The organism is Pseudomonas sp. SP16.1 (assembly GCF_052682975.1).
In genome coordinates, this window is record NZ_JBQYFZ010000001.1 from 4,920,916 (window position 1) to 4,939,102 (window position 18,187).

At 67.4% G+C, this 18,187-nt stretch carries 13 protein-coding genes; 10 read left to right on the top strand and 3 right to left on the bottom strand.

Features of this window, described 5'->3' with window-relative positions; translation table 11 throughout:
* Positions 1-48 precede the first annotated feature (48 nt).
* From ACUTAF_RS23225 to ACUTAF_RS23235, 3 genes are all read left to right on the top strand, one after another.
* Positions 49-834, top strand: coding sequence for a creatininase (locus ACUTAF_RS23225; RefSeq protein WP_021442225.1), 786 nt, complete (start codon positions 49-51; stop codon positions 832-834).
* A gap of 141 nt (positions 835-975) precedes the next feature.
* On the top strand, positions 976-2,544 hold the full coding sequence (locus ACUTAF_RS23230) for a BCCT family transporter (protein WP_445582178.1): 1,569 nt from the start codon (positions 976-978) through the stop codon (positions 2,542-2,544).
* A 196-nt stretch (positions 2,545-2,740) separates the two neighbouring features.
* Complete coding sequence (locus tag ACUTAF_RS23235) at positions 2,741-4,198, top strand: sodium:solute symporter family protein (protein WP_445582179.1); 1,458 nt, start codon at positions 2,741-2,743, stop codon at positions 4,196-4,198.
* A 20-nt stretch (positions 4,199-4,218) separates the two neighbouring features.
* Here ACUTAF_RS23235 and ACUTAF_RS23240 read toward each other — a convergent pair whose 3' ends face one another.
* Positions 4,219-5,226 (bottom strand): GlxA family transcriptional regulator, encoded by a 1,008-nt coding sequence (locus ACUTAF_RS23240; RefSeq protein ID WP_021442229.1) that lies wholly within the window; start codon positions 5,224-5,226, stop codon positions 4,219-4,221.
* Positions 5,227-5,582: 356 nt separating this feature from the next.
* Between ACUTAF_RS23240 and glyA the strand changes: the two genes are divergently transcribed.
* The 7 genes from glyA to fdhA all read left to right on the top strand — a co-directional run bounded on the left by glyA (position 5,583) and on the right by fdhA (position 14,676).
* On the top strand, positions 5,583-6,836 hold the full coding sequence (gene glyA, locus ACUTAF_RS23245; protein ID WP_445582180.1) for a serine hydroxymethyltransferase: 1,254 nt from the start codon (positions 5,583-5,585) through the stop codon (positions 6,834-6,836).
* A gap of 121 nt (positions 6,837-6,957) precedes the next feature.
* Entirely contained in the window at positions 6,958-8,208 is a 1,251-nt protein-coding gene (locus ACUTAF_RS23250) for a sarcosine oxidase subunit beta family protein (protein WP_445582181.1), read from the top strand.
* A gap of 55 nt (positions 8,209-8,263) precedes the next feature.
* Positions 8,264-8,590 (top strand): sarcosine oxidase subunit delta, encoded by a 327-nt coding sequence (locus ACUTAF_RS23255; RefSeq protein ID WP_445582182.1) that lies wholly within the window; start codon positions 8,264-8,266, stop codon positions 8,588-8,590.
* Positions 8,587-11,604, top strand: a complete 3,018-nt coding sequence (locus ACUTAF_RS23260; protein ID WP_445582183.1) for a sarcosine oxidase subunit alpha — start codon at positions 8,587-8,589, stop codon at positions 11,602-11,604. The genes ACUTAF_RS23255 and ACUTAF_RS23260 overlap by 4 nt, the downstream gene beginning before the upstream one ends.
* A complete protein-coding gene (locus ACUTAF_RS23265; protein ID WP_445582184.1) occupies positions 11,597-12,226 on the top strand; it encodes a sarcosine oxidase subunit gamma in 630 nt (209 codons plus the stop codon). The genes ACUTAF_RS23260 and ACUTAF_RS23265 overlap by 8 nt, the downstream gene beginning before the upstream one ends.
* A 124-nt stretch (positions 12,227-12,350) precedes the next feature.
* Positions 12,351-13,214, top strand: coding sequence for a formyltetrahydrofolate deformylase (gene purU / locus ACUTAF_RS23270; RefSeq protein WP_445582185.1), 864 nt, complete (start codon positions 12,351-12,353; stop codon positions 13,212-13,214).
* 262 nt (positions 13,215-13,476) lie between these two features.
* Positions 13,477-14,676, top strand: a complete 1,200-nt coding sequence (gene fdhA / locus ACUTAF_RS23275) for a formaldehyde dehydrogenase, glutathione-independent (protein ID WP_012019956.1) — start codon at positions 13,477-13,479, stop codon at positions 14,674-14,676.
* Between the two features lie 312 nt (positions 14,677-14,988).
* Here fdhA and aauR read toward each other — a convergent pair whose 3' ends face one another.
* Positions 14,989-16,311, bottom strand: coding sequence for a two-component response regulator AauR (aauR, locus tag ACUTAF_RS23280; protein WP_445582186.1), 1,323 nt, complete (start codon positions 16,309-16,311; stop codon positions 14,989-14,991).
* Positions 16,308-18,176, bottom strand: a complete 1,869-nt coding sequence (locus ACUTAF_RS23285) for a sensor histidine kinase (protein WP_445582187.1) — start codon at positions 18,174-18,176, stop codon at positions 16,308-16,310. The genes aauR and ACUTAF_RS23285 overlap by 4 nt, the downstream gene beginning before the upstream one ends.
* Positions 18,177-18,187: the final 11 nt, after the last annotated feature.

The window sequence follows — 18,187 nt, forward strand, 5'->3', positions numbered from 1 at the left end:
GCCCCTTTAGGGTCGCCTGCCGCCGGCAGGTGACCAGGAGGTCACTTAATGAATGACAGCGTGTTCGTCGGCGAACTGAGCTGGAAAGAATACGAAGCCCTGGTGGCCGATGGTCAGCGGGTGCTGTTCCTGCCGGTCGGCGCCCTGGAGCAGCACGGCCACCACCTGTGTATGGATGTCGACGTGCTGCTGCCCACCGCGGTCAGCCAGCGCGTCGCCCAGCGTATCGGCGGCCTGGTGCTGCCGGCTCTGCCATACGGCTACAAGTCGCAGCAGAAGTCCGGCGGCGGCAACCATTTCCCCGGCACCACCAGCCTGGACGGGGCCACCCTCAGCCACACGGTGCTGGACATCATCCGCGAGCTCGGGCGGCACGGCGTACGCCACCTGGTGCTGATGAACGGCCACTACGAGAACGCCATGTTCCTCGTCGAAGGCATCGACCTCGGTCTGCGCGAGCTGCGCTACGCCGGCATCGACGACTTCCGCGTGGTGCTGCTGTCCTACTGGGACTTCGTCAAGGATCCGCAGGTGATCGCCCAGCTCTACCCGGACGGCTTCCTCGGCTGGGACATCGAGCATGGCGGCGTCTTCGAAACCTCGCTGATGCTCGCCCTCTACCCGCAGCGGGTAGACATGAGCCGCGTGGTGGACCATCCGCCGGCGACCTTCCCGCCCTACGACCTCTATCCCATCGATCCTTCGCGCACCCCGGCCCCCGGCACGCTGTCTTCCGCCCGTGGCGCCAGCCGCGAGAAGGGCGAGCTGATTCTCGAGGTGTGCGTGGAGGGTATCGCCAAGGCGGTCGGCGAGGCGTTCGAGAACGTCCCCTGATGCTGCAGACGCGACAGCCGCATGACTTCGCCCACTGATTCCGACAATGACAAGAATGATCGAGAGGCTAGCATCATGAAAGCGCACCAATGCGTGGCGGAACCCTCATCAACCTTCGCCGGGCCGCCACAGGAGGCTGGCGTGGACATATCCGAGAGCGCCTGGCTCAAGGGCCTCAACCCCGTGGTCACCCTCGGTTCGCTGCTGGTGATAGTGGCGGTGGTGGCCGGCCTGCTGCTGTTCCAGGAACAGGCGGCGCTGCTGTTCGACCGGGTGCGCAGCGGCATCACCTACTACTTCACCTGGTACTACGTGCTGATCGCCGCGTTGTTCCTGTTCTTCAACGCCTGGCTGGCCTTCAGCCGCTTCGGCCGCATCCGCCTGGGACGCCAGGACGAGCGGCCCGAGTTCGGCTACTTCTCCTGGTTCGCCATGGTGTTCTCTGCCGGGCAGGGCATCGGCCTGATCTTCTGGAGCATCGCCGAGCCGATGTTCCATCTGCAGGGCAACCCCTTCAGCGACGGCAGCATGAACGCCGCGACGGCGGAAAGCGCCATGCGCATCACCTTCTTCCACTGGGGCCTGCATGCCTGGTCGATCTACTGCATCGTCGCCCTGGCGTTGGCCTACGCCGCCTTCCGCAAGAACCTGCCGCTGACCATCCGCTCCACCCTGCGCCCGCTGTTCGGCCGCCTGATGGACGGCCCGCTCGGCCATGCGGTGGACATCCTGGCGATCCTCGCCACCATCTTTGGCGTCGCCACCTCGCTGGGTCTCGGCGCGCAGCAGATCAACGCCGGCCTCAACCGTCTGCTCGGTCTGGACAGCTCGATCCTGGTGCAGCTCAGCCTGATCGGCGGCATCACCCTGATCGCCGTGCTGTCCGCGGTTTCCGGCGTGACCCGCGGGATCAAGCGGCTCAGCGAGCTGAACATCTGGCTGAGCTTCGTGCTGATCCTGTTCTTCTTCATCTGGGGGCCGAGCCGCTACCTGATCATGTCGCTGGTCGACGCCACCGGCGACTACCTGGCGCATTTCATCGAGATGAGCTTCTGGATGGACGCCAGCCGCCAGGACCCGGGCGCCTGGGAGGGCTGGAAGTCCAGCTGGCAGGGCTGGTGGACGGTGTTCTACTGGGGCTGGTGGCTGTCCTGGGCGCCCTTCGTCGGCGTGTTCATCGCCCGGGTTTCCCGTGGGCGGACCATCCGCGAGTTCATCCTAGGGGTGATCCTGGTGCCGTCGCTGATGACCTTCGTGTGGATCGCAGCGTTCGGCGGCACCGCCATGAGCCACGAGTTGTTCGACCAGGGCGGGGTCGCCGCCGCGGTGTCCCAGGACGTCGCCAGCGCCTTCTTCGCCACCGTGGACAGCATGGCGCTCGAGGGCCTCGGCACCCTGGCGCTGTGGCTGGGCACCCTGCTGGTGGCCACCTACTTCATCACCTCGGCCGACTCCGCCACCCTGGTGCTGACCACCATCATGTCCCATGGCGGCATCCACCCGGCCAAGCGCCATCGGGTGTTCTGGGGCGCGCAGCAGGGCGTGGTGGCCGGCGTGCTGCTGGTCGCCGGCGGCACCGCCTCGCTGGCCACCCTGCAGACCGCGGCCATCGCCGGCGCCCTGCCGTTCTCGCTGATCATGCTGCTGATGTGCCTGAGCCTGACCAAGGCTCTGCGCGCCGAAGCGGTGATCGCTCAGCCCGCCGTCTGAGAGGCGCCGGCCGCGTCCTGCGGCCGGCCCCACCCCGCCCTGCGGGTCGCCCATAACGACAACAAGAGGCCTCACCTATGAGTTCCTGGGTACTCACGCTTTTCGTAGCGCTCAACATCCTCATGTTCCTGATCGCGGCGGCCACCTATGTGTGCCGTGCCGCCCACGAAACCTCCCGACCGACGGAGTAGGTGCAATGGATTTCTATGAAGCGTTCAACTGGGCCCTGCTGATCGTCACCTTCGCGTTGATGATCGGCATAGGTTTTCTCTCCTCGCGCAAGGTCAGGGACAGCGACGAAGGCGGCTTCCTGCTCGCCGGCCGCAGCCTGGGCGCCTTCGTCGGCGCCAGCACCATAGTCGCCACCGGCTTCAGCGGCTGGGGCTTCATGGGCTCGCCGGCGGTGGCCTACGAGTTCGGCGCCATCGAGCTGCTGGGCAACTTCTTCTTCGCCCCGGCGATGATGATCGCGGTGCTGTTCTTCGCCAATCACATGCAGAAGCGCGCCCTGTGCATGGGCAGCAACACCATCCCCGAGTACATCGGCCAGATCCATGGCGGCGGCGCCGGCGGGCGCCTGCTGCAGGGGGTGGCGGCGGTCATGACCATCGTCCTGCTGATGGTCTTTCTGGTCAGCCAGATCAAGGCGGTGGGCATGCTCGGCGCGTCCTGGCTGAACATCGAGATGACCAGCAGCGCCTGGCTGATGGTCTCGGTGATCATCCTCTACACCATGCTCGGCGGCCTGGCCGCGGTGGCCTGGACCGACACCCTGATGGTCTGCGGCATGGCCCTGGCCGCGCTGGCGATCATGCTGCAGGTGTTCACCAGCGTCGACCTGGGGCTGTGGCAAGCCAGGCTCGATGCTATCGACCCGAACCTGCTCAATCCGGCCACCGCTACGCCCTACGGCGCTAGCAAGGGCTCGGTGTTCCTGGTGCTGCCCTATGCCTTCCTGTTCACCGCGGTGTTGCCCTATATGGCCATCCGCTTTCTGGCCTTCAGGCCCAAGGTGAAGATGCACAGGGTCGGCATCTATGTGGCCATTCTCGGCAGCCTGCTCAGCCTGATCCCCATGGTCGGCCTGTACATGCGTGCCTTCGGTCCGCCACTGGCCGACCCCGACAGCACCATGCCGATGTACCTGCAGACCTTCATGCACCCGGCGCTGCAGGGGCTGATCACCCTGTTCATCATCTTCGCCATGAAGTCCACCGCCAACTCCATGCTGCATACCGTGGCCTCGGCGACCTCGCACGACCTGCGCCTGGCGCTGAACAAGCATGCCGAGACGGACTCGCCGCATGCGCTGGTCATCAACCGCATCGCGGTGGTAGCGCTGGGTCTGCTGGGGTTGCTGATGATGATGTACGCGCCGCCGTTCATGCTGTCCTGGCTCGGCATCCTCGGCTCCGGCACCCTGCTGGCGGCGATGATCGGCCCGGTGTTCATCTCCACCTTCTGGCGCGGCAATGTCGCCGGCGCGCTGGCGGCCATGCTGGTCGGCTTCTTCACCAGCGGCGGACTGCTGTTGAGCAGCGATATCGGCTGGGTGGAGGGCCCGCTGCTCGGTTGCCTGGCCTCGTCGCTGTGCTACGTGGCGGTCAGCCTGCTGACCCGCGGCAAGGTGCGCATGGCGGCGCGTCTGGCCTGAGTCGCGCGCGGGGCGGGGGATTATTCCTGCACCGCGATCCCGCTCTGCTTGCGCTCGCCGCGCGGCGACAGGCCGAACTGCCGGCTGTAGCACTTGGAGAAGTGCGCCGGCGAGGCGAAGCCGCAGGCCAGGGCGACGTCGCGCACCTGGGCATCGCTGCGCAGCAGCAACTCGCGCGCCCGGTTCAGGCGCAGTTCCAGGTAGTACTGGCTGGGCTTGCGCCCCAGGTACTTGTGGAACAGGCGCTCCAGCTGGCGCACCGACACCTCGTTGAGCTGCGCCAGCTCCTCCAGTTCCAGCGGTTCCTCCAGATTCGCCTCCATGATCGCCACGATCTGGCTCAGCTTGGGTTGGGCGTTGCCGATCTTCTGCCGCAGCGGGATGCGCTGCTGGTCGCGGGCGTTGCGCACCCGGTCGCACAGCAGCAGTTCGGCGGCGCGACTGGCGATCTCGGCGCCGCCGGGCTCGCGGCTGACCAGCTGCAGGGTCATGTCCATCGCGGCGGTGCCGCCGGAACAGGTGTAGCGATCGCGATCCAGCTCGTACAGCTGGTTGGAGATGATGATCCCCGGGAACCTGTCCTGCACCTGCTCGATGTCTTCCCAGTGCAGGGTGCAGCGGTAGCCCTTGAGCAGGCCGGCGCAGGCCAGCAGGTGGCTGCCGGTGCAGATGCCGCCCAGCGGCACGCCCTGTTCGGCCAGCCGGCGCAGCCAGGCGAGCAGCGCACGGTCGTATTTCTGCGGAATCGGGTTGGCGCCGACGACGAACAGTGCGTCCAGCGGCGGCGCCTGCTCGAAGCCAGTGTCCGGTAGCACGCGCATGCCGTTGCTGGCCGGCACCGGTTCCTGGTCGGCGGCGATCAGCAGGGTACGGTACAGCGGATGCCTGGCGGCCAGGCCGGCCATGCGCAGGGTCTCGATGGCCGAGGCGAAGCCGATGGCGGTGAAGTTGGGGATCAACAGGAAGCCGAAGGTCTTCAGCGTGCCGCAGGCAGGCGCTTGCGGTTGCAGATATTCGGCGTAGCTCATCTGGTACTCCTGTCCGGTCCTCGCCAGCGGGAGGCGGGTCAACCCCGTTCGGCCCCCCCGGCGCGCATGACGCGATCTTACACCGAATTGCCCCCAGCCCGGCGCCGTGGCCCAGGGCGCCACCTGTCTCTGCGCGACATTCCCGGCGCCGGGCCGCCAGGCGCCGCCGTCACCGCTCGTCGCGTGATTCGGGGCAGGTCAGTTTGAGCATTTTGACGTCGTAATTAGGCAAATGACCCCCCAGGCTATTTCGCACAATCGATCCCAACAGACGCCTTGCCGATGGCTCCGCGAGCCAGCGCGGCGGGCGCTTCGCCAACACAGATGCGGCCCTGACGGGTTGCCGGGAGATCGAGATGTTCAGCAAGCAGGACCAGATCCAGGGTTACGACGATGAGTTGCTCGCCGCCATCGACCAGGAAGAGCGTCGTCAGGAAGAGCATATCGAGCTGATCGCCTCGGAGAACTACTGCAGCCAGCGCGTGATGGAAGCGCAGGGCAGCGGGCTGACCAACAAGTACGCCGAGGGCTACCCGGGCAAGCGCTACTACGGTGGCTGCGAGTACGTCGACAAGGTCGAGCAACTGGCCATCGATCGCGCCAAAGAGCTGTTCGGCGCCGACTTCGCCAACGTCCAGCCGCACTCCGGTTCCTCCGCCAACAGCGCCGTGTACCTGGCGCTGCTCAATGCCGGCGACACCATCCTCGGCATGAGCCTGGCCCATGGCGGCCACCTGACCCACGGCGCCAAGGTGTCGTCCTCGGGCAAGCTGTACAACGCCGTGCAGTATGGTCTGAATCCCGCCACCGGGCTGATCGACTACGACGAGGTGGAGCGCCTGGCCGTCGAGCACAAGCCGAAGATGATAGTCGCCGGCTTCTCCGCCTACTCCAAGACCCTCGACTTCCCGCGCTTCCGCGCCATCGCCGACAAGGTTGGTGCCTACCTGTTCGTCGATATGGCGCACGTGGCGGGTCTGGTCGCGGCCGGCCTGTACCCGAACCCGATCCCCTTCGCCGACGTGGTCACCACCACCACCCACAAGACCCTGCGCGGTCCGCGTGGCGGCCTGATCCTGGCCAAGGCCAACGAAGAGATCGAGAAGAAGCTCAACTCCGCGGTGTTCCCCGGCGCCCAGGGCGGCCCGCTGATGCACGTGATCGCCGCCAAGGCGGTGTGCTTCAAGGAAGCGCTGGAGCCCGAGTTCAAGGAGTACCAGGCTCAGGTGATCAAGAACGCCCAGGCCATGGCCCAGGTGTTCATGGATCGTGGCTTCGACGTGGTCTCCGGCGGCACCGACAACCACCTGTTCCTGCTCAGCCTGATCAAGCAGGGCATCACCGGCAAGGAAGCCGATGCGGCGCTGGGCCGTGCCGGCATCACCGTGAACAAGAACGCCGTGCCGAACGACCCGCAGTCGCCGTTCGTCACCTCGGGCCTGCGCATCGGTACCCCGGCGATCACCACCCGCGGCCTGAAGGAAGCGCAGAGCATCGCGCTGGCCGGCTGGATCTGCGACATCCTCGAGCACCTCGGCGATGCCGATGTCGAGGCGCAGGTGGCCAAGCAGGTGGCTGGGCTGTGCGCTGACTACCCTGTGTATCGCTAACAGATTTTCCCCTCTCCCTTGTGGAGAGGGTGCCCACAGGGCGGGCGAGGAGTCGTAGCGATCGGCTTCTCGCCCCAACTCTCTCCCAGGGGAGAGGGGAACAGAATTCAGGAGCGCCTCTATGCAACGCTATTCCGGCTTCGGCCTGTTCAAGCACTCTTTCAGCCACCATGAGAACTGGCAGCGCATGTGGCGCAACCCGACGCCCAAGCCGGTGTACGACGTGGTCATCGTCGGCGGTGGCGGTCACGGCCTGGCCACCGCCTACTACCTGGCCAAGGAATTCGGCGTGAAGAACGTCGCCGTCGTCGAGAAGGGCTGGCTGGGTGGTGGCAACACCGCGCGCAACACCACCATCGTGCGTTCCAACTACCTGTGGGACGAGTCGGCGCAGCTCTACGAGCACGCCATGAAGCTGTGGGAAGGCCTGTCGCAGGACCTCAACTACAACGTCATGTTCTCCCAGCGCGGCGTGTTCAACCTCGGCCACACCCTGCAGGACATGCGCGACATCGAGCGCCGGGTCAGCGCCAACCGCCTCAACGGCATCGACGGCGAGGTGGTGGATGCCAAGCAGGTGGCGGAGATGATCCCCTACCTGGACTGCAGCAAGAACACCCGCTATCCGATCCTCGGCGCCTCGCTGCAGCGCCGCGGCGGCGTCGCCCGTCACGACGCGGTGGCCTGGGGCTTCGCCCGCGCCGCCGACGCCCTGGGCGTCGACCTGATCCAGCAGACCGAGGTGATCGGCTTTCGCAAGGAGAACGGCGTGTGCATCGGCGTGGAAACCAGCAAGGGCTTCATCGGCGCCCGGCGCGTCGGCGTGGTCACCGCCGGTAACTCCGGTCACATGGCCAAGCTCGCCGGTTTCCGCCTGCCGCTGGAATCGCACCCGCTGCAGGCGCTGGTCTCCGAGCCGATCAAGCCGATCATCGACACCGTGATCATGTCCAACGCCGTGCACGGCTACATCAGCCAGTCGGACAAGGGCGACCTGGTCATCGGCGCCGGTATCGACGGCTACAACGGCTACGGCCAGCGCGGCTCCTACCCGACCATCGAACACACCCTGCAGGCCATCGTCGAGATGTTCCCGGTGCTCTCGCGCGTGCGCATGAACCGCCAGTGGGGCGGCATCGTCGACACCACCCCGGACGCCTGCCCGATCATCGCCAAGACGCCGGTGAAGAACCTGTTCTTCAACTGCGGCTGGGGCACCGGCGGCTTCAAGGCCACCCCGGGTTCGGGCCATGTGTTCGCCGCCAGCCTGGCCAAGGGCGAGATGCATCCGCTGGCCAAGGCCTTCTCCATCGAGCGCTTCCACAACGGCGCGCTGATCGACGAGCACGGCGCGGCCGGTGTGGCGCACTGATTTTGGCGCCCTCTCTCGCTGAGAGAGGGACGATGGTTTTCTGGAGGTACCGAGCATGCTGCATATCTTCTGCCCTCACTGTGGCGAACTGCGTTCCGAAGAAGAGTTCCACGCCGGCGGCCAGGCGCACATCGCCCGCCCGCTGGACCCGAACGCCTGCACCGACGAGGAGTGGGGCGAGTATCTGTTCTTCCGCGACAACCCGCGCGGCATCCACCACGAGCTGTGGATCCACGCGGCGGGCTGCCGCCAGTACTTCAACGTCACCCGTCACACGGTGAGCTACGAAATCCTCGAAACCTACAAGATCGGCGAGCGCCCCGGCGTGACTGAGGCTTCGCTCGCCGCGAAGAAGGCCGTCGATCAAGGAGTAACGGCATGAGCCAGGTCAATCGTCTTTCCCAGGGTGGCCGCATCGACCGCAGCCAGCCCCTGACCTTCAGCTTCAACGGCCAGACCTTCCAGGGTTACGCCGGCGACAGCCTGGCCGCCGCTCTGCTGGCCAACGGTGTCGACGTGGTCGGCCGCAGCTTCAAGTACTCGCGTCCGCGCGGCATCGTCGCTGCCGGTGCCGAGGAGCCCAACGCCGTGCTGCAGATCGGCTCCAGCGAAGCCGCGCAGATCCCCAACGTACGGGCTACCCAGCAGGCGCTGTACGCCGGCCTGACCGCCAACAGCGTGAACGGCTGGCCGAACGTCAACACCGACCTGATGGGCATTCTCGGCAAGGTCGGTGGCGGCATGATGCCGCCCGGCTTCTACTACAAGACCTTCATGTACCCGCAGAACCTCTGGCTGACCTACGAGAAGTACATTCGCAAGGCCGCAGGTCTCGGTCGCTCGCCGAAGGAAAACGACCCGGACATCTACGACTACATGAACCAGCACTGCGACGTGCTGGTGGTCGGTGCCGGTCCCGCCGGCCTGGCCGCGGCGCTGGCCGCCGGGCGCAGCGGCGCGCGGGTGATCCTCGCCGACGAGCAGGAAGAGTTCGGTGGCAGCCTGCTGTCCACCCGCGAAACCCTGGATGGCAAGCCCGCCGCCGAGTGGGCCGCCAAGGTCATCGCCGAGCTTTCGAGCATGCCGGAAGTGACCCTGCTGCCGCGCGCCACGGTCAACGGCTATCACGACCACAACTTCCTCACCATCCACCAGCGCCTCACCGACCACCTCGGCGAAGTCGCGCCCATCGGCCAGCCGCGCCAGCGCATGCACCGCGTGCGCGCCAAGCGCGTGGTACTGGCCACCGGCGCCCACGAGCGGCCGCTGGTGTACGCCAACAACGACGTGCCGGGCAACATGCTGGCCGACGCGGTCTCCACCTACGTGCGCCGCTACGGCGTCGCCCCGGGCCGTCGCCTGGTGCTGTCGACCAACAACGACTACGCCTACCGCGTGGCCCTCGACTGGCTGGACGCGGGCCTGCAGGTGGTCGCGGTCGCCGATGCGCGCAGCAACCCGCGCGGCGCCTGGGTCGAGGAAGCCCGTCAGCGCGGCGTGCGCGTGCTCACCGGCAGCGCCGTGGTCGAGGCGCGCGGCAGCAAGCGCGTGACCGGCGCGCGCATCTGCGCCATCGACCTGGCCAAGCACAAGGTCAGCAGCCCCGGCGAAGTGCTCGACTGCGACCTGATCGCCAGCTCCGGCGGCTACAGCCCGGTGGTGCACCTGGCCTCGCACCTCGGCGGACGTCCGGTATGGCGTGAAGACATCCTCGCCTTCGTTCCCGGTGAAGGCTTCCAGAAGCGCCTGTGCGCCGGCGCGGTCAACGGCGTGTTCGCCCTTGGCGACAGCCTCGCCGACGGCTTCGAGGCCGGCGCCATGGCCGCCGCCGAAGTCGGCTTCAAGGCGGTCAGCGGCAGCCTGCCGAAGGTCGAGAAGCGTGCCGAGGAAGCGACCGTCGCGCTGTTCCAGGTGCCGCACGACAAGGGCACCGCGCGTGCGCCGAAGCAGTTCGTCGACCTGCAGAACGACGTCACCGCGGCCGGCATCGAGCTGGCCACCCGCGAGGGCTTCGAATCGGTCGAGCACGTCAAACGCTACACCGCGCTGGGCTTCGGCACCGACCAGGGCAAGCTGGGCAACATCAACGGCCTGGCCATCGCCGCCAAGTCGATGGGCATCAGCATCGCCGAGATGGGCACCACCATGTTTCGCCCGAACTACACCCCGGTGACCTTCGGCGCCATCGCCGGTCGTCACTGCGGCGAGCTGTTCGAGCCCAAGCGCTACACCGCCATGCAGAAGTGGCATCTGGAGAACGGCGCCGAGTTCGAGGACGTCGGCCAGTGGAAGCGCCCCTGGTACTTCCCGAAAAATGGCGAGGACATGCACGCCGCGGTGGCCCGCGAGTGCCTGGCCGTGCGTAACGCGGTGGGCATCCTCGACGCCTCGACCCTGGGCAAGATCGACATCCAGGGCCCGGATGCGCGCGAGTTCCTCAACCGCGTCTACACCAACGCCTGGACCAAGCTGGACGTGGGCAAGGCCCGCTACGGCCTGATGTGCAAGGAAGACGGCATGGTCTTCGACGACGGCGTGACCGCCTGCCTGGCCGACAACCATTTCGTCATGACCACCACCACCGGCGGCGCCGGCCGGGTGATGGAGTGGCTGGAGATCTACCACCAGACCGAGTGGCCGGAGCTGAAGGTGTACTTCACCTCGGTCACCGACCACTGGGCGACCATGACTCTGTCCGGCCCCAACAGCCGCAAGCTGCTGAGCGAGGTCACCGACATCGACCTGGGCAATGAAGCCTTCCCCTTCATGACCTGGAAGGAAGGCAAGGTCGGCGGCGTACCGGCGCGGGTGTTCCGCATTTCCTTCACCGGTGAGCTCTCCTACGAAGTCAACGTGCAGGCCGACTACGCCCTGGGCGTGTGGGAGCAGATCGTCGCAGCGGGCAAGAAGCACGGCCTGACCCCCTACGGCACCGAGACCATGCATGTGCTGCGCGCCGAGAAGGGCTTCATCATCGTCGGTCAGGACACCGACGGCTCGGTCACCCCGGACGACCTGGGCATGGGCTGGTGCGTCGGTCGTACCAAAGCCTTCTCCTGGATCGGCTGGCGCGGCATGAACCGCGAGGACTGCCTCAAGGAAAACCGCAAGCAGCTGGTCGGCCTCAAGCCGGTTGACCCGAACAAGGTCCTGCCGGAAGGCGCACAGCTGGTGTTCGACCCCAAGCAGTCGATTCCGATGACCATGGTCGGTCACGTCACCTCCAGCTACATGAGCGCGGCCATGGGTTATTCCTTCGCCATGGCCCTGGTCAAGGGCGGCCTCAAGCGCATCGGCGAGCGCGTCTTCGCGCCGCTGGTCGATGGCAGCGTGATCGAAGCCGAAATCGTCAGCCCCGTGTTCTATGACCCGAAAGGGGATCGCCAGAATGTCTAACGTCAACGTCTACAAGCAACGCCCCGACGACGTCGCCGGGCAATCGCCGCTGCACCATGCCGGCCTGCACGAGCTGGCCGGCAAGGGTCCCAAGCGCGCCGGGGTGACCCTGCGCGAGAAGAAGCTGCTGGGGCATCTGATCCTGCGCGGCGACGCCGACGATGCCGACTTCGCCGGCGGCGTGCACAAGGCCCTGGGCCTGGAGCTGCCGGTGGCGCTGACCCTGGTGGCCAGCGGCGACACTTCGCTGCAGTGGCTGGGCCCGGACGAGTGGCTGCTGATCGTGCCCGGCGGCACCGAGTTCGAGGTCGAGCGCAAGCTGCGCGAGGCCCTGGCCGGCCAGCACGTCTCGCTGGTCAACGTCAGCGGCGGGCAGACCCTGCTCGAGCTGCGCGGGCCCAAGGTGCGCGAGCTGCTGATGAAGTCCAGCAGCTACGACGTGCACCCGAGCAACTTCCCGGTGGGCAAGGCGGTGGGCACTGTGTTCGCCAAGTCGCAGCTGGTGATCCGCCATACCGCCGAGGAAACCTGGGAACTGCTGGTGCGCCGCAGCTTCGCCGACTACTTCTGGCTGTGGCTGCAGGATGCCAGCGCCGAGTACGGCTTGGCGGTAGAAGCCTGAGGCATGCACGAACCGTCCCCTCTCCGGCTTGCGGGAGAGGGTTAGGGAGAGGGCCGCTTTTCCCTCTCCCCCAGCCCCTCTCCCATAAATGGGAGAGGGGCGCCATTCAGCGGAGCCACCTGACATGAGCCGCACCCCCGATACCTGGATCCTCACCGCCCACTGCCCGAGCGTGCTTGGCACCGTGGATGCGGTGACGCGCTTTCTGTTCGAGCAGCGCTGCTACGTCACCGAGCACCACAGCTTCGATGACCGGCTGTCCTCGCGCTTCTTCATCCGCGTCGAATTCCGCCAGCCGGACGGCTTCGACGAGGCCGCCTTCCGCGCCGGTGTGGCCGAGCGTCTGGCGCCGTTCGGCATGCAGGTCGAGCTGACCCCGCCGGGCTATCGGGCCAAGGTGGTGCTGATGGTGTCCAAGGCCGACCACTGCCTGAACGACCTGCTCTACCGCCAGCGCATCGGCCAGCTGGCCATGGACGTGGTGGCGGTGGTGTCCAACCACCCGGATCTGGAACCGCTGGCGCGCTGGCACGGCATCCCCTATCACCACTTCCCGCTCGACCCGGCCGACAAGCCGGCGCAGGAGCGCAAGGTCATGCAGGTGGTCGAGCAAACCGGTGCCGAGCTGGTGGTGCTCGCCCGCTACATGCAGGTGCTCTCGCCGGAGCTGTGCCGCAAGCTGGACGGTTGGGCGATCAATATCCACCACTCGCTGCTGCCCGGCTTCAAGGGCGCCAAGCCCTATCACCAGGCCTACCAGAAGGGGGTCAAGCTGGTCGGCGCCACCGCCCACTATGTCAATGACCACCTCGACGAGGGGCCGATCATCGCCCAGGGCGTGGAGGCGGTGGACCACGCCCACTACCCCGAGGACCTGATCGCCAAGGGCCGCGACATCGAGTGCCTGACCCTGGCGCGCGCCGTGGGTTACCACATCGACCGCCGCGTGTTTCTCAACGCCAACCGCACGGTGGTGCTCAACGCCTGAGGGCAATCGCAGTCGCGTAGGCTGGGCTTTAGCCCACATGCTTTCGGTGGGGTGAAGCGGATCGCTGCCCGGCCCACCCTACAGAAGGAGTCGCAACTAAAAGCGCTATTGGTGGGCTGAAGCGGATCGCCGCCCGGCCCACCCTACGGTCACCGCTCTGCCAGGTTTCACCGGCGGTGTCCGGCAACTGACACAAGCTCCAGTGCAAGGCTGCGCGGCCGCCGGTCGCGTCTTGTATCCACAACAAGAAGGAGAGTTACGCATGTCTGACAATCGTGGTGTGGTTTATCTCGGCGCGGGCAAGGTCGAAGTGCAGAAGATCGACTACCCGAAGATGCAGGACCCGCGCGGCAAGAAGATCGAGCACGGGGTCATCCTGAAAGTCGTTTCCACCAACATCTGCGGCTCCGACCAGCACATGGTGCGCGGCCGTACCACCGCCCAGGTCGGCCTGGTCCTGGGGCACGAGATCACCGGCGAGGTGATCGAGAAGGGCCGTGACGTCGAGCGCCTGCAGATCGGCGATCTGGTTTCCGTTCCCTTCAACGTCGCCTGCGGCCGCTGCCGCAGCTGCAAGGAACAGCACACCGGCGTCTGCCTGACCGTCAACCCGGCGCGTGCCGGCGGCGCCTACGGCTACGTCGACATGGGCGACTGGACCGGCGGCCAGGCCGAATACGTGCTGGTGCCCTACGCCGACTTCAACCTGCTCAAGCTGCCGGATCGCGACAAGGCCATGGAGAAGATCCGTGACCTGACCTGCCTGTCCGACATCCTGCCCACCGGCTACCACGGCGCCGTCACCGCCGGCGTCGGCCCGGGCAGCACCGTCTACGTCGCCGGTGCCGGTCCGGTCGGCCTGGCCGCCGCCGCCTCCGCCCGCCTGCTCGGCGCCGCAGTGGTGATCGTCGGTGACCTCAACCCGGCCCGTCTGGCGCACGCCAAGGCGCAGGGCTTCGAGATCGCCGACCTGTCGCTGGACACCCCGCTGCACGAGCAGATCGCCGCGCTGCTGGGCGAACCGGAAGTGGATTGCGCCATCGACTGCGTGGGCTTCGAGGCCCGTGGTCATGGTCACGAAGGCGCCAAGCACGAGGCCCCGGCCACCGTGCTCAACTCGCTGATGCAGGTCACCCGCGTCGCCGGCAAGATCGGTATCCCCGGCCTCTACGTCACCGAAGACCCGGGCGCAGTGGATGCCGCCGCCAAGATCGGCAGCCTGAGCATCCGCTTCGGCCTCGGCTGGGCCAAGTCGCACAGCTTCCACACCGGCCAGACCCCGGTGATGAAGTACAACCGTGCGCTGATGCAGGCCATCATGTGGGATCGCCTGAATATCGCCGAAATCGTCGGCGTGCAGGTCATCAGCCTGGACGACGCACCGCGCGGTTACGGCGAGTTCGACGCCGGCGTGCCGAAGAAATTCGTCATCGACCCGCACAAGATGTTCAGCGCGGCCTGATGCCGCGTTCCGTGGCCCGGCGCTGTTGCGGGCCACGAGCGTTTTCCTTGGCGGTGCGCACGGCGCACCGCGGATTGCTTTTACGGCCAGGCGCATTGGTCCGCGCCTTTCTTTCGGGAGCCTTCGGGCTCCCTTTTTTCGTTGGCCATGTTCCGGTTGCAGGCCACGACGCAGGACCCGTAGGAGCCCCGCCTCGGGGCGAAACGGTTGCAACCATTGCGCGCAATCGGCGCTGTGCACAGCATTCGCCGCGGGGCGCGGCTCCTACGAAAAGCGTCGTGTCCAGGGCAACAGGATGCCGGGCCCACCGGCTTACTGCAGGCCGTATTTCTTCACCTTGTCGAACAGCGTGGTCTTGGCCATGCCGAGCGCCTGCGCCGCCTGGCTGAGGTTGCCGGCGTGGCGCTCCAGGGCGGCGCCGAGCAGGCTGCGCTCGAAGGCTTCCACCGCTTCGGCGAAGCCCAGCGACTGGCCGTCGGCCTGGCCGCTCTTCTTGAACACCGGCAGGCCGAGGGCGAAGCGCTCGGCGACGTTGCGCAGCTCGCGCACGTTGCCCGGCCAGTCGTGCGCCATCAGCGCGGCCAGGGTCTGCCGGTCCAGCGCCGGCACGCCACGGTCGAAGCGCAGCGCCGCCAGCTGCAGGAAGTGTTCGAACAGCAGGGCGATGTCCTCGCGCCGTTCGCGCAGCGGCGGCAGCTCCAGGGTCACCACGTTGAGCCGGTAGTAGAGGTCGCTGCGAAATTCGCCGCGTTTGCCCAGCTCGCCGAGGTCGGCCTTGGTCGCGGCGATCACCCGGCAGTCGACGGCGATCGGCTGGTTCGAGCCGAGGCGCTCCAGGCTGTGTTCCTGCAGCACGCGCAGGAGCTTGATCTGCAGGTTGAGCGGCATGCTCTCGATCTCGTCGAGGAACAGGCTGCCGCCATGGGCATGCTCGATCTTGCCGATTCGGCGTTTGCCGGCGCCGGTGAAGGCGTGCGCCTCGTGGCCGAAGATCTCGCTCTCGAACAGGCTTTCCGGTAGGCCGCCGCAGTTCAGGGCGACGAACTGCTTGCTCTGGCGCCGGCTGAAGTCGTGCAGGCAGCGGGCGATCAGCTCCTTGCCGGTGCCGGTCTCGCCCTCGATCAGCACGTTGGCGCCGGTATCGGCGACGTTGACGATCAGCTCGCGCAGCTGCTGCATGGCCGGCGAGCGGCCGATGATGCGCTGCTCCAGCGCCTGGCGCCCGGCCAGCTGACGGCGCAGGGCGCTGACCTCGCGGGCCAGGCTGCGCTGCTCCAGGGCGCGGCGGGCGACGTCCACCAGGCGTTCGGGGGAGAAGGGCTTTTCCATGAAGTCGTAGGCGCCGTCACGCATCGCGCCGACCGCCATGCCGATATCGCCGTGGCCGGTGACCAGCACCACTGGCAGGCTCGGGTCGCGCTGCTTGAGACGGGTCAGCAGTTCCAGGCCGTCGATGCCGGGCAGGCGGATATCGCTGATGACGATGCCGGCGAAGTCCTCGTCGACCCGCGCCAGTGCCTCCTCGGCGCTGCTGACGCCGATGCTGGGGATGTCCTCCAGGGCCAGGGCCTGCTGGCAGCCGAGCAGCACATGGGGGTCGTCTTCGACGATCAGGACGGTGAGGCTGTCGCTCATGGTTGCGGCTCTCGCGGATAGGGCAGGCTGAGGACGAAGGCGGTGCCGCCTTCCTCGGGGTGGCGCACGGTGAGGCTGCCGCCGGCCGCGGCGGCGAGGCTGGCCGAGAGGGTCAGGCCGAGGCCCAGGCCCTGCTCGCCCGGCTTGGTGGTGAAGAACGGCTCGAACAGGTGCACGCGGGTTTCCGGCGGGATGCCGGGGCCGTTGTCGCGCACCTCCAGGCGGTAGCCGTCGGCCTCGGCGCTGCCGCTCAGCCACAGCTGGCGGTCGGCCTGCGGTTGCAGGGCATCGAGGGCGTTGCCGATCAGGTTGACTAGGATCTGCTCCAGGCGGATCTGCTCGATGGCCAGGCGCGTGTCGGCGAATTCGCGGTGAATCGTCAGCTGGGTGCGCTGCAGGCGCGGATGCAACAGCAGCAGCGCCGCGTCCACCGCCTGGCCCAGCGCGGCTTCGCCGCTGTCGCCGGCGCGGCGGGCGAAGGCGCGCAGGCTGGCGGTGATCTTGCCCATGCGGTCGACCAGCTCGGCTATGGTCTGCAGGTTGCTGCTGGCCACATCGATGGCGCCGCGCGCGAGGAAGCGCACGGCGTTGCCGGAGAGGGTGCGCAGCGCCGCCAGCGGCTGGTTCAGCTCGTGGGCGATGCTGGTGGACATCTGCCCGATCACCGCCAGCTTGCCGGCCTGGACCAGTTCGTCCTGGGCCAGGCGCAGGGTGGTTTCGGCCTGCTGACGCTCGCGCACCTCGGCCTGCAGGCGCTCGTTGCTCGCCTGCAGGTCGACGGTGCGTTCGGCGATCTTGCGCTCCAGCTCGTCGTTGGCCGCCTGCAGCGCCTCGCGCGCGGCCAGGCGGGTGGCGATCACCTTGCGCCGTTCGTTCCAGGCGATCGTCAGGAAGATCAGCAGGGCACAGGCCGCCGCGGCCAGCAGGGCGTTGAGCAGGGCCGTGGCCCGTTGCTCCTGCAGCGGGCTGAGCAGGGTCAGGTGCCAGGGGGTGTCGGCCAGCGGCCGGCTCTGTAGCAGATAGCGGGTGGCCACGCCGTCGCTGGCGACGCTGACCCGCTCCAGGCCGTCGTCCAGCGGCCGGCGCGCCTGGAACTGCAGCTCCTCGAGCGCCGCCCAGTGATATTGCAGGCTGCGCGCCAGGCGCTCGCGGCTGGCGTCGTCGAGCGGGCGCACCGCCTTGAGCCGCCGCGCCGGATCGCTGGAGAGGATGATGATGCCGTTCTCGTCGCTGACGTAGGCCTCCAGGTGCGCGCGCTGCCAGCGCTCCTCGAGGGTGTCCAGGCGCACCTTGACCACCGCCACGCCGATCACCTTGCCGCCGTCGCGCAGGCCGTGGGAGAGGTAGTAGCCCGGCTCGCCGGTGGTGCTGCCGATGCCGTAGAAGCGGCCGGGCTTGCCCTGCACGGCGTCCTGGTAATAGGCGCGGAACGACAGGTCCTCGCCCAAGTAACTGTCGGCGGCGGCCCAGTTGCTGGTGGCCAGCACCCGGCCTTCGAGGTCGAGCAGGTAGATGGCCAGGCTGCCGCTGCGCTGGTTGAGCCCGGCCAGGTACATATTGACGTGGTGCCGGCGGTAGGGGGTCGGCGCCAGCAGCAGGCGCGAGACGTTGCCCTCCAGCTCCAGCAGGCTGGGCAGGTAGGTGTACTTGGTGATCTCGCTTTCCACCGCGCGGGCGTTGAGCTCCAGCTGGCGCTCGCCGTTCTCGGCCAGGGTGCGGATGCCGGCCTGTTCGCTGAGCCGATAGCCGGCGTAGCCGCAGGCCAGCACCGGCAGCAGGAGCAGGGCGATCAGCGACAGTTGGCGGAGCAGGCGCGGTTTCACGATGGGCGGCACGGCGCGGAGACTGGCGGGCAGACATTGCATCATAGGCATCC

Coding starts and splice junctions, on each gene's coding strand:
- ACUTAF_RS23225 (WP_021442225.1), top strand. CDS start 49: ATGAATGACAGCGTGTTCGTCGGCGAACTGAGCTGGAAAGAATACGAA.
- ACUTAF_RS23235 (WP_445582179.1), top strand. CDS start 2,741: ATGGATTTCTATGAAGCGTTCAACTGGGCCCTGCTGATCGTCACCTTC.
- ACUTAF_RS23240 (WP_021442229.1), bottom strand. CDS start 5,226: ATGAGCTACGCCGAATATCTGCAACCGCAAGCGCCTGCCTGCGGCACG.
- glyA (WP_445582180.1), top strand. CDS start 5,583: ATGTTCAGCAAGCAGGACCAGATCCAGGGTTACGACGATGAGTTGCTC.
- ACUTAF_RS23250 (WP_445582181.1), top strand. CDS start 6,958: ATGCAACGCTATTCCGGCTTCGGCCTGTTCAAGCACTCTTTCAGCCAC.
- ACUTAF_RS23255 (WP_445582182.1), top strand. CDS start 8,264: ATGCTGCATATCTTCTGCCCTCACTGTGGCGAACTGCGTTCCGAAGAA.
- ACUTAF_RS23260 (WP_445582183.1), top strand. CDS start 8,587: ATGAGCCAGGTCAATCGTCTTTCCCAGGGTGGCCGCATCGACCGCAGC.
- ACUTAF_RS23265 (WP_445582184.1), top strand. CDS start 11,597: ATGTCTAACGTCAACGTCTACAAGCAACGCCCCGACGACGTCGCCGGG.
- purU (WP_445582185.1), top strand. CDS start 12,351: ATGAGCCGCACCCCCGATACCTGGATCCTCACCGCCCACTGCCCGAGC.
- fdhA (WP_012019956.1), top strand. CDS start 13,477: ATGTCTGACAATCGTGGTGTGGTTTATCTCGGCGCGGGCAAGGTCGAA.
- aauR (WP_445582186.1), bottom strand. CDS start 16,311: ATGAGCGACAGCCTCACCGTCCTGATCGTCGAAGACGACCCCCATGTG.
- ACUTAF_RS23285 (WP_445582187.1), bottom strand. CDS start 18,176: ATGCAATGTCTGCCCGCCAGTCTCCGCGCCGTGCCGCCCATCGTGAAA.